This window comes from Clostridioides sp. LIBA-7678 (assembly GCF_056716065.1).
The window spans coordinates 113,171-125,702 of the sequence record NZ_CP196989.1 but is presented as its reverse complement, the minus strand read 5'-3'; the positions used below and the strand labels follow the sequence as shown (position 1 = coordinate 125,702).

General features: G+C 26.2%; 13 protein-coding genes. All 13 read left to right on the top strand.

From position 1 onward, the window contains the following. The 13 genes from ACTG46_RS21095 (at nucleotide 1) to ACTG46_RS21035 (ending at nucleotide 12,522) form a co-directional block, all read left to right on the top strand. A complete protein-coding gene (locus tag ACTG46_RS21095; RefSeq protein WP_021383348.1) occupies nucleotides 1-1,128 on the top strand; it encodes a DUF3854 domain-containing protein in 1,128 nt (375 codons plus the stop codon). Between the two features lie 426 nt (nucleotides 1,129-1,554). After that, nucleotides 1,555-2,793, top strand: a complete 1,239-nt coding sequence (locus ACTG46_RS21090; RefSeq protein ID WP_021382296.1) for a ParM/StbA family protein — start codon at nucleotides 1,555-1,557, stop codon at nucleotides 2,791-2,793. Nucleotides 2,794-2,814: 21 nt separating this feature from the next. Further along, complete coding sequence (locus ACTG46_RS21085) at nucleotides 2,815-3,192, top strand: hypothetical protein (protein WP_479924302.1); 378 nt, start codon at nucleotides 2,815-2,817, stop codon at nucleotides 3,190-3,192. 527 nt (nucleotides 3,193-3,719) lie between these two features. Next, complete coding sequence (locus ACTG46_RS21080; protein ID WP_021382298.1) at nucleotides 3,720-4,280, top strand: hypothetical protein; 561 nt, start codon at nucleotides 3,720-3,722, stop codon at nucleotides 4,278-4,280. A 142-nt stretch (nucleotides 4,281-4,422) separates the two neighbouring features. After that, nucleotides 4,423-5,334, top strand: coding sequence for an NUMOD1 domain-containing DNA-binding protein (locus ACTG46_RS21075; RefSeq protein WP_021382299.1), 912 nt, complete (start codon nucleotides 4,423-4,425; stop codon nucleotides 5,332-5,334). A gap of 213 nt (nucleotides 5,335-5,547) precedes the next feature. Then, a complete protein-coding gene (locus ACTG46_RS21070) occupies nucleotides 5,548-6,150 on the top strand; it encodes a sigma-70 family RNA polymerase sigma factor (protein ID WP_021382301.1) in 603 nt (200 codons plus the stop codon). After that, nucleotides 6,150-6,464 carry a hypothetical protein gene (locus ACTG46_RS21065; RefSeq protein WP_021382302.1) on the top strand — a complete coding sequence of 105 codons (315 nt, stop codon included), beginning with the start codon at nucleotides 6,150-6,152 and terminating at the stop codon, nucleotides 6,462-6,464. Before ACTG46_RS21070 ends, ACTG46_RS21065 begins: the two co-directional genes overlap by 1 nt. 35 nt (nucleotides 6,465-6,499) lie before the next feature. Further along, a complete protein-coding gene (locus ACTG46_RS21060; protein ID WP_021382303.1) occupies nucleotides 6,500-6,739 on the top strand; it encodes a hypothetical protein in 240 nt (79 codons plus the stop codon). Between the two features lie 13 nt (nucleotides 6,740-6,752). After that, nucleotides 6,753-7,010 carry a hypothetical protein gene (locus ACTG46_RS21055; protein ID WP_021382304.1) on the top strand — a complete coding sequence of 86 codons (258 nt, stop codon included), beginning with the start codon at nucleotides 6,753-6,755 and terminating at the stop codon, nucleotides 7,008-7,010. A gap of 15 nt (nucleotides 7,011-7,025) precedes the next feature. After that, nucleotides 7,026-7,472 (top strand): hypothetical protein, encoded by a 447-nt coding sequence (locus ACTG46_RS21050; RefSeq protein WP_021382305.1) that lies wholly within the window; start codon nucleotides 7,026-7,028, stop codon nucleotides 7,470-7,472. A 60-nt stretch (nucleotides 7,473-7,532) separates the two neighbouring features. Then, nucleotides 7,533-7,865 carry a PrgI family mobile element protein gene (locus tag ACTG46_RS21045; protein WP_021382306.1) on the top strand — a complete coding sequence of 111 codons (333 nt, stop codon included), beginning with the start codon at nucleotides 7,533-7,535 and terminating at the stop codon, nucleotides 7,863-7,865. Between the two features lie 21 nt (nucleotides 7,866-7,886). Beyond that, entirely contained in the window at nucleotides 7,887-10,502 is a 2,616-nt protein-coding gene (locus tag ACTG46_RS21040) for a VirB4 family type IV secretion system protein (RefSeq protein WP_102822241.1), read from the top strand. Between the two features lie 25 nt (nucleotides 10,503-10,527). After that, nucleotides 10,528-12,522: a hypothetical protein gene (locus ACTG46_RS21035; protein WP_102822240.1), complete on the top strand. Its 1,995-nt coding sequence runs from the start codon at nucleotides 10,528-10,530 to the stop codon at nucleotides 12,520-12,522. Nucleotides 12,523-12,532: the final 10 nt, after the last annotated feature.

Below are 12,532 nucleotides of genomic sequence, written 5' to 3'. Positions count from 1 at the left end.
ATGGATTATTTTGATAATGAAGAAAAATTAAATATTATTAATGTTGCATTAAAATGTGATATTGAATTAATTAAAACAATTGATAGCTCTAGAGTATTGGCACATTGTCCATTTTGTGATGATAGAAGTGGACATATGTACTTGACTATAGAAAATAAGGAATTTAGAAATTTTTATAAATGTTATAAATGTGGGAGTTATGGCAGTTCAGTTTCTTTATATGCTAAATCAAAGGGTATAACTACTAAGGAAGCATATATAGAATTAATTAATGATATTTCAAGAGAGAGACTAAATGTCAGCAAAAAAATAATTGAAAAGGTACAAAAAAAAGGTAATTCTTGTGATATTAAAGATGTAAATTATCTAGATTCTATATATAGAGTATTTTTAGATTCACTTATACTAGAGGATAAACATTTTAACAATCTAAAAAATAGAGGGTTAAATGATTTTATTATAAAAAAGAACTTGTATAGAACAATAGATATTAAATATAAAGAAAGAATAAGAATTTGCAAAAACTTAATCAATTTAGGATTTGATTTAAAAGGTGTTCCAGGTTTCTATAATGATAAATTTGGCAAATGGAATTTTGTATCTAAAAAAGGATTTTTAATTCCAATTGGAAATCTTGATGGAAGAATTATATCCCTACAAATAAGAATGGATGATGAAGAACTTATATCAAATAAAAATCTAAAATCAAGATATAAATATTTCTCATCATATAAATATCAAGATGGAACAAAAGCTATTGCAGCAATCCATTATATAAAAGGAAGTAATAATGACAACTCAATAATCATTACAGAAGGACCACTTAAAGCTGATATAACTAATTTCTTTAGTAATAAGTCTATTATAGCAATTCCAGGTGTGTCCATAGGACATAGTGAAGTTGTAAGGATGATTAAAAGTTTGGGCAATCCCTTAGCTATAATTTGTTTTGACATGGATTTATATGACAATATTAATGTTAAAAGAAGCATGATTGAATTATGTAAAAAATTTAATGAAAATAATATATCTTTTGTATATAAGTCTTGGAAGGAAAAATATAAAAAAAATAAAAATCTAAAGGGCATAGATGATTTGCTATACCATGAGTATAAAAACAGAGTATAGGTTGAATGTTAATATTCAATCTATACTCTATTTTTATTAAAAGAAACTTAGTAAAACTAAGATTTTATTTGTATAAAATTTTTTAAGGGAATCCTATGAAAAAAAATAGAAATTTAAGTATAAGGTATCATAAATAATCTTATATAATAAATATCATAAATATCATAAATATTATATTTATGATATTTATGATATAAAATTAATGTAGAAATATTTCACAGGTGTAGAACTAAGATTTTATTTGTATAAAACTCTTTAAAGGAATCTTATGAAAAAAATAGAAATTTAAATATAAGGTATAATAAATAATTATTTGTGATAAATATAATATTTATTATATTTATGATATTTATAATAAATATGGTATTTATTATAAATATTATGTATAATTAATATAGAAATATTTTACAGACAAGGAGAAAAAATATGGATAATAAGAAAGAGATTTTAGAAGTAAATACACCTATTGAAGAAAATATATGTACAATAAAATTAAAAGTTGGAAATGATACAGGAAATAGTGAACATAAGGTAATGATTAATGGAGACTTAATAAGACAACCAAATGTCATTTCAAGAGTAAGAAATATACCAATATTAGATGATGTAAATGAGAAAAATATGATAGAGCATATAGAGGATAATTTAATTGTAAAGATAATGTCTGATAATGAAAATGTAGAAACAGGAACTTATCTAATTGGAAAGTATGCACTCAATAGTGGAAATAAAGTGCGAAGTATAGAGATTGGACAAGATAATGATAAAGCGGAGAGTAACATAGTATTTATAAGTACACTGGCTCAGATAGCAGGATACTCAGTTAAAGAAGCATATAAAAATAATAAATTAGAGGATAAAATAATAGCTAATATTGATATGTGTGGAGCTCTTCCAATAACTCAGCATAATAAAGTAGTAGTAAATGAACTATGTAAAAAATTCATGGAAGATTCTGCTATAGTAAAAGTTGTTTTACCAAGTAAAACAATAACTGTTGAATTAAATTTTGATTTTGTTAATGTTCTTCCAGAAGGTGTAACTACTGTATTTGCATTAACAGAAGCAGAGGATGAGTTATTTGAATCTTATAATGAAATTAATGAAGATAAGTTAAATAAAGAATATTTTAAAGATAAAAGAGTTTTACATGTTTCAATTGGAGAGGGAACTACTGAATACCCTCTTACTGAAGGAATAGCTTATAGACCTGAACATATAAGGGGAAGTGATAATGGATTAGGAATAGCAATTAATAAATGTCTACCAGAATTCATGAAAAGTAAAGGGGTTCCAAACTATACTAGACAAAAATTTAGTGAGGTAATTAGAGATAAAGAACATAAATATCATGTATCAGCTTTAGACATACTTGATTTTTATATTGATGACCAATCAGAAGAAATACTTATCTGTTCTAAAGAAGAATTACAAAAAGCTAATAATGAAGTTGATATAATTCTTGTGTATGGTGGTGGAAGTATTTTAATGAGAAAATATTTAGAGCCTAAATTAAAGAAAATATGTGATAGAGCAGAAATTAAATTACTTTACATAGATGAAAAATATGCAGTTGTTTTGGAATGTATTGGGTTATCTAATTTTGTTAATTCTAAAATGTGGGAAGCTATAAAGAAACGATCTCTATCTTCTTTAAGTAAATAATTTTTGAAGGAGTATATCAACATGGATGAAAAAAAATCAAAACTTAAGATTTTGTATGTAGATGAAGAGTTACATGCCTTATTGAAGTCGGAATCATCTCGCAATAGAATGAGTATGCAAGAATTTGTAAAATACGTATTTGAACAGTATTTTAATGAGTCTGTTCAAAGTAAATATTCACTTGATAGAAAATATAATCAAAGGGAAGTAATTACAAATATTGATAACAAGGATTCAGATATTGAGAAATCTAATTTAAAGATTGAGGAAACAAAAAATTTAAATGATGTTAATTATAATAAAGATATTGAAATAAAAAAGCTTAATGACGATACTGTAGAAGAAGTAAAAGAAGAAGTAGTAGAAGATGATGTGGTAGCGTTGTATGCACCTTTTTAATAAAGATTAAATAAGTTTATAATAATATAAAGACCTATGTTACATAAAGTAATATAGGTCTTTATATTTGCTGGAAAAATACAGTGATAAATCTAATAATAAAATAATATTTTATATTTATAAAAATATTATTTGAAAAACTTTTACTAATGTTATAGAATATGCTCATAAGATGCATTAAAAATTGCATTTTTTGGAAATTAAAAAGTAGCCATTTCACAATAAATGGCTACTTTGCGATAAAAATATAGCTCACATCAAAAAAAATTTGAACTTTTTCCTTAAAAAACAAACAAAAAATATAATATAAAATCAATAATAGTTTGAAATATAATAATTTTAATTACAATTAAAATATAAATCAATAATTTAGTTATAAAAGTACTGTTTAAATAAATTTTTATCTTTAATTACGATAAAATCAAGTCACCCAAAATTGTGAAATGGCTACTTGAAAAGAAGATATTTATGTACATAATTGAGGTTATTATCAAATGAATTAATTGAAATTGGGGGGAGAGAGTATCATGATGAAAACAGCTGACATTCAAAAAAGCACTACAGAAAAGGGCAACTCTAGAAAGAATTCAAATGAGAGGGAAAAGAAAAGATTAGATAATATAAATTTGAAGTCAAACCAAAGGAAATATGAAGATGAAGAAGATTGTAAAGATAAAAATGATGGTATAGCTGAAATGATAAAAGAGACATTTACTATTTGTTCATTTCAAAATGATATATCATATTTTGTTAAAATAAGAGTTGATCGTATAGGATATTATAAAAATATCAGTAAATCAATAGGCATTGAACATACTAATTTATTAAATCCAGAAAATAATATAATAGAAGAACAAAAAAAAATAGTATCTGTATTCAATATTCAAGAAAGATACATAAAATTAAAATTATCATTATCACCAAGATTAAAAGAATTACTTACATACATGGAAGAAATAAAAGAAGAACCACCAGCAAAATATATTTGTTATGAAATGGATATAAGTAGACATAGATTAAAGTCATTACTAACAGAAATCTTTGAACAGATTGATGAAATTTATAAAATTTATTTGGAAATTTCATAAAAAAAAGATAGTTTACTCTATTTATTGCTAGTAAAAGATATATTTTTCACTTTTATAAAATTTTGATTGTTTTTTTTAGTTTTAATATGTGATATTTTATACATAAGGGAAAAGCTATGTCAAAAAATTGGGGAGTATATTTTTGAGAAAAGTAGAAAAAACGGAAAAAACAGAAGTAATTGCATATTATTTGTCAGAATCTAAAAAAAGAAAAGTAAAAATTAGTGAAATGGCAAATAAGTTTAATATAAGTGAAAAAACTATAAACAATTATATTAGAAACTATAAAGTAAGTAAAGAAGAAATAATTAATTATTATATAGAAGAGTCACATCATAGAAGGGTAAAAATTAGTGAAATGGCGAATAAGTTCAATATGAGTGAAAAAACTATAAATAATTACCTTAAAGATATTAAAGTTAAAAAGTCGGAAATAATTAATTACTACATCAAAAAATCTGAATATGGTAAAGTAAGAATTAGTGAGATGGCAAAAAAGTTTAATGTAAGTGAGAAAACAATAAGTAATTATATTAAGGACTATGAACCTAAAATAAAAAGCAAATTATATGATAAAGTTAATATGTTCTTTTTTGAATACAAAATGAGCATATCAGATATCCAAGGTATGTTAAATCTAGATTTTGATACAATAAAAAAGATATTATACAAAAATGAAGAAAAATATAATTCTGAAATACAAAGAAGAAGAGAAGAAAGTCAAAATAGAAAAAAAGAGAGAAATAAAATTTATAAGAAATCAGCTAAATCTTATAATGAAAAAAGAAGTGAAGAAATAGCTATAATGGCTAAATTAGAAAGAGATCAAAAAATTAATGCTATTAATATGTCAGTAAAACAAAGGACTACAAATAGTTCTATCGTGATGATGAACATAAATCATTATGAAGTAAAGGCAAATAAAAATAAAGATATATTTTTAGTTCTTAATAAAGAAACAAAAGAAATGGCTACAAAAGATTTGCCAATTCGGATAAAATTGACTACAGACATGATGGAATATAAAACTTATGAAAAAAATTTTGCAGATTAATTACCTAGTATAATATTAACTGAATGATAGAAATAAAAATAGACACCTTAATAAGTGTCTATTTTTTTGTGAGAATGGAGGTGAAAGATGTGATGAAAAAAAAAGCATGTTATAAAGATATAGACAGCAAAAAATCTAAAAATAAGTTTATCTCCAAGAACAAAAAATTAAATATAGATTTTATTTATGATAGATAAAAATAGAGAACTTATTATGGGATATAAAGCTGGAGATAAAAGCTGTCTTGAAAAACTAATAAGTAATAATCAAAAATATATTTATAAAATGATATCTAAATATACAATTAAGGACTCTTATGTGGAGGACATATTTAATTCAGCAATAATAGGGTTCATAACTGCTATAAATAGATATGATATTAAAAAAGAAGCAAATATCTTAACATATGCGAGAAAGTATATTGAAAGTGAGATATTTGAACAATTTAGGGTTTTAACAGTAGATTGTTATATCCCTAAAAAAAAATATAAAAAAATTGTTAGAAAAAATTCACAAGGAGTTCTAGAAAAAGATAATTGTTTAAAAAAGTCATATAGTTTAATGAACAAATCAATTTGTTCAAATTTAATAAATACTAATGAATTTGATATGAGAATAACTCATTTGGAACTTAAATGGGCCATATCAGAGTTAGATGAGCTTGAAAAAGAAGTAATATTTTATCTTTATATTGAAAAAAAGAATTATAAAGAAATAGAGCAGAAACTAAAAATAAATTTAAATAAAATAAGTTATGTAAGAAAGAAAGCATTGGCCAAGTTAAAAGAGAAGTTAAAACAAAAGGAGGTGGTTTAATGCACAATATAATCCTTTTTCTAACAACTGGACTTAGCAATATTCCTGATGTATCTACAGAGGAAATGACAAATAAAATAAATGGTGCTGTGGGGGAAGTTGATGCACTTGTATCAGGCAGTTTTTACAATATAGCTGTAATTGCTTTTCTTATAGTTCTTGTTATATTTATTTTATGTGCAACAGTGCTTAAATCAAAGTTTGCTGTTAAGGCGGCAGCAAGTATGGGATGTATATTTTTAGCGATAGTTTTATTTTCTATGAGATTCCAAATAATAGGATGGTTCTCTCATATTGGGAAAGGTGGATTATAACTGAAAAAACTAGAAAAAGAGGTATATTTACATAGATGTTAATGGTCAAAGAAGCTAAAAAACTAGTTAAAGATGAAAATGGTGATGTTAAAATAAAAACTATTTTCATTATTGCTAAAAATATAAAATTCTTAGGTTATACTGTAGCACAATTAGTTAATGCAAAACCAAATGAGGTTGTTTTTCTTGATACTAAGCCAAATGAAATGTTTACTAAAGAAAAAGTTATATCAATTTATAAATGTTCTGTAGATGATTTGATTGAAAACATGTAGGGTGGTGATTTAATTGTTAGAAGTAAGAGCTGATGCTTTAAAATTTACAAATTTATTTTTATCAGTTGCTAAAAGCCCAGTTACTGTTATTGCTTTAGTCTTAGCTGTAACTGGTTTATGTTATGCAGGAATTAAATTAATGACTTTGAATAGATCAGATGAAAGAGTAGAAGTATTACAAAATATTAAGTTCACAATAATAGGTGTTATTTTAACAGGTGTATATTTTCCAATGATTGGATACTTGGCGACGCTAATTTTGAAGGGTTAGAAAGGAAGTAATAAAATGACAATAAATAGAATAAAAGAATTATTTTTAAAACAAGATGTCTTACTAGATTCAACAGAGTTAACTGAAAATAAAAATATATTATTTAAACATAAATTTATTCAGTTTGGTGGAGTTATCACAATGTTAACTGGGTTATATTTAGTTAGTAGCAATAGAATTGTAAATCTATTCTTAGTTCCAGGTCTATCTGGGATTCCATCATCTTCAGCAGAATCAATAGGAGATCAAATTATTCCTACAATTCAAAAAATAGCACAAGTAGGTGGTGCTGTTACTGCACTTGTAAGTTTATGTATAGCAGGAATTTCATTAATGGTATCTAAGCGTCAAGAACAAAGACAAGAATCTATGTCTAAGATAATGAATATAGCTGGTGGTATAGCTGTAATAGGATTTGCAGCATCAGCTGTAGGATTCTTAACTGGTTCATTTATGAAGTAAATTAGTAAAAGGTTTAAAGCTCATGCTTTAAGCCTTTTATTTTTTGTAAAGGAGGTTTATATGACTAATTTTCAAATACCTTTCGATTTAAGCTTTGAAGATAAAATAATTGGTGGAAAGTTATCTTTACGTCAAGCCATCTGGTTCGCTGTTCCAGTTGGTTTTTTTATGATAATAATACAAAGACCACAACTATTCGTTAATTACTTAGAAAATGGAGTAACAACAATAAATTTTCTAAATATTTTAATGGTATTTTTATTTGAAGCTTTTATGTTGGCGATATCTGGTACATTCAGCTTTGTAAGAATAAATGGATTGTATTTAGATTCATATGTACTACTTAGAGTTAAGTATTTATTTAGAAAAAAAGTAATAAAACATTATGAATAATCTGATGAATAGGAGGTTTCTATGGATTTTAAACAAAAGACAACAACATATGATTTGATAGATCAAAAGACTGTTAAGAAAATGAAACAAGATAAAAAGATAAAGCTCATGGATGAAATTATAGGAATTCAGGAAGTTTTGAACAATACAATAATAAAAAGTAAATATGGTTATTCTGTGATATTAAAAATTTCAACGACTGATGTAGCATTATTGTCTGAAGATGATATAAAACAATTTGAAAATGTACTAATATCATATAGCTTTGGTCTGAATTTTCCTATTAAATATGCTCGTAGTAATAAAAAGCAAGATTTCAAACATTACAAAGAATTTATAGACAAAAAAATGGATAATAATGAATCAAGTGATTTCCTTAAAAAATACAAAGAGGAATTGTACAATGAATTTTCTGCTTTGGAAAATGGAATTTATAGTGATACAAAATATAATTATATATATATTGTAACTCCAAATCATCCCATTCAAGAAAGAGCTTTAAAGGAATTACAAGGAAAAGTAAATTATGTGGTGAGAGCTTTAAATGATACTAACTTCAGAGTATCTACAGTTAAAGGTATTGATATTATAGAATTTTTTCACAACCAATTTAATAAAGGTAAAGATTTTATTGTAGAAGATCTGATAGAGAAAGGTATATTTTCAGAATATGTAGAAGGATTAGGAATTTTAAGAAAAGAACATGAAGATTATAATGATGCGGATATTAGTATTTTATCAGAAGAAGATTTAATAAAAGTAGAGTCAACTGAAAATCTAGCACCAGAAGAAGAAAAAAAGCTCGTAAAAAATAGGAAAAAAGACAAAAAAAAGAAACAGAATAAAAAAGATGAGCAATTTCTAGAAATAGGCAGATTGACTATATATGATATTATAAAACCTAATATTTTTGAAGAAAAGGAAGACTACATAAAGCTTGATAGAAACAATTATATAAGAATGTTGTCTATTCAAGCATTTCCTAAGAATATGAATATAAGTACATTGAATAATTTGTGTTGTATAGAAAATATGGAGTTATTATCAATAGTTAAAAAGCTTGATGAAACTACTCTTAGTAAATCCTTGAAAAATCAATATTCAAAAATAATGTCAAATATAAAACTGGAGTATAAAAGTACTGGAACAGTTGATTATGATAAGAGAGAAGCTGCTAAAAACATAGATAATTTAAGAATGCTAATAGAAACCAATTCAGATAAATTATATCATACTCAAAATCTAATGAAGTTGTGGTCAAATGATCTAGCTGATTTAGAGAATAAGACAAGCATGATAATAGAGGCATGTGAAAAAACTGGAATAATTGTAAAGGTCTTATTTTATGATCAAAGAGATGCATTTTTAACAACTCTTCCATTTAATTCTTTTAACTATATGCAAGATAAAAGGAATATGACTACTGGTGGAACAGCTTGTCTAGTACCAAGTGGATGTACACATCTAAATCATACAGAAGGAAAGTACATTGGAAGAAATGAACAAACAAATTCTACTTTAATTTTAGATAATTTCTTATGTCAGAAAAAGCACATAAAAGAAAGTGAATTATACTCAAATCCTAATCTATATATTTGTGGCAAGCCAGGTTCAGGTAAATCAACATTCATGAAGGTCTTTATGGGTAGAGGAGCGTTACTAGGTGAATGGAACGCAGTGTTTGATATGGAGAATGAATATGAGAAGATAAATAAAAAGTTTGGTGGCAATTATCTTCATATAAAAGCAGGTAGAAAAATCGGAATAAATCCTTTAGAACTATCTGTTGAAGAAGATGAAAATGGAAGAAGAACAGTACCAATCTATGAGAAAATGGTTGAGATAACTAATCTTATAAATAACTTTATAAAACAATATAGAAATGGTAAAGGATTAGTTGGTACAGAAATAACAGGAGTACAAGATGCTATTAAAAAAGTATATTCTGATAGAGGAATAGGTATAGAGCCAGATTCATTGATGGAAAACAATAAAAAGAAAAGGTTACCTATACTTAGTGATTTAAAAGCTACTATGGAAAAAAATAAAAATCTTGATGAAGTATCTGATATTATGCAACTAATAACTGGTGATGGTGTAATGGCTATGTTCGACTGTGAGACAAGTGAAGAAATATCTAGATTCAAACGAAAGAAACTTATTGTTTTTTGTTTGAAACAGCTTGATGAGTTCAGTAAATTTTTCGCTATGACTACAATTTTAAGTTGGTTATGGGGCTTATTTTCAGACTGGAAATATAAAGGAATACAAAAGAATGTATGGATAGATGAAGGTTGGAAATTCGCTCAACATGAAGCTAGTTTGGCTTTACTTGAAGATTTCTCAAGAAGAGGAAGAAAATACTGGATAAGCCTAATTATAAGTACACAGGCAATTGGAGAGTTCTTAACTAAAGAGGCTGGTAAGGCAATAATAAATCTTTGTTCTACAAAAATAATATTCAAACAAGATGCGTCATTAGCAAAAGAAATAACCAAGTTTTTTGGACTTCCAGAACAAGCTCGGAAAAGAATACCTTCATTTTCAAAAGGGCAATGTATACTTGTTACAGAAGTTGGAAACATCTTAGCTCAGATTGATTTATTCAACTTTGAAAAAGAGTTTGCAGAGACTTAAAATATGAAAATGGAGGGTTATTAAAATGAGTGAACAAATTCAAGCTTTAGTTGATATACTGCAATATGCAGGAGTGATACTGATTACAATTAGTTTAGCTATACTCATATATAAGCTAATAATATATAAAAATGACTATGATAAAAGGACTATCTTAATGCAAGGAACAACAAAACTGGTATTAGGGGCTTTAATGCTAGGTCTTATGCTAAGTTTAGCAGGTTTCTTACAAGATATAATTGTAAATATGGGTACAACAGGAGGCTCTGAATTCAAATCATCAGAGCTTAATTTTATTAAAGATCTAGAAGATGAAGATAGTTTCCTTGCAAATGGAATAGCTTTCTTATTAGATTCTATAACTAAATTTATTTTTTCTGGTGATGGATTTATACAAGAAAAATTACTAGGGACAAAGACATTAGAAGAATTAATATTTGCAAAAGATTTAAATATATTTACAAAAGAACAATGGTCACATCTAGTTTTTGGATACGGAATAGTTCAAAAAGTAGCTTATGTCTTACTTATATTAATGGTATTCTTTACAGCTGTAAGAGTTATAAAAGGTTCAGTTGATGAAAGACAAGAGATAGACACAAAGGAAAGTTTACAAAGATGGGTTTTTGTTTGCCTAATAATAGCAGGAGGTCCAGTTTTAGTTAATGGGATAATAGTCTTTTCAAATTTTTTAACATCAATTTTAAATGAGTCTTTTAGCCATGTAACAATGTCTAATTCTATATTAGATGAACTTAAAACTGGAAATGTTTTAACTACAGCGATAATAAAAGTTTATTTCGCTTATTTAACATTGAGAGTAAATATTGTTTTTATGGTTAGAACATGGGTTTTAGGTATTATGTTTGTTTTTACACCTGTTGCTTCTGCCTTATGGGGAATTAACAAGAACATAAATGCATTTGAAATTTGGTTTGGAGAGATATTAAGTAATGCAATAACAGGACTATGTTACTCTATAGTATTTGTAGTATTTTCATTGTTTTTCTCAGCAACTTCATCACTACTATTTATTTTAATAGGTCTTACTTTAACTATAAAATTATCTGATGTCTTAAGAAATTCTGTACAGGGATATTTTGCTAAGTTATCTGGAATAGATGAATATGGAGAAGCTAGGCGATTTACAAAAGGGACTCTAGGAGCAATATCAGGTATGGTAACAGCATTCAAAGCTTCTACAGCAGGAACAGCAGGAACATTGGAAGCTTTAGAAGGTCTTATGGGACATGGTGATAAAGAAGGTAATTTTAATAAAATGGCAAAAATGGCTGATAGAGCAGTAGATGGTGGAATAGGAAATAAATTTAATAGAGGAAATGATCCTGCGGAAGAGCAAAATAGATATGATGCAGATATGGAATCAAGCTATGGTGATATAGGCTTAGATGATAATATAAACTCTCTTGATGATAATAATATAAAACCTTTAGATAATATGGAAAATGAAATACCGAAAGATGATGATTCATTAGAAAAAAATAGTGGTACTAGTGATGATGAGTATAACTTTGGAATGGATAAACTAGATAGCTCAAAAAATGGAGATGAATTGAAGAAGAATATAGAAACTATTCCAGAAAAAGAACCAGATATTGCGTTCAAAAACCCTAGTAACGCTGAAAGAGCTATTCAAGGTATGTTCTTCAATAACTTATCTAAGAAAGACAGTTATGGTAATAAAGATGATGGATTTATATTCTCTGCAATAAATGATAAAAGAAATATGGGGCAAGTAGAGTCAGCTAGAATTGATACAATAAATTCAATAGCTGGAAATATAATGGAGAAACCAGGTAATAATTTAGATATAATACAAGCAACTGGAAAAGCTGAACAAATTTTTGATACAGCTATGTTTAACAGCAGTGTAACTGAACCTGACAAAGAACATTTTTATGAAAATATTTCAAAAGGTGATATAGACAGTGCATCTAAATTTTTAGCAAGTAGCAAGAAGGACAATAGCCTAGATTCTTTACTTAAGGATAGTTTATAGAGTTAATATA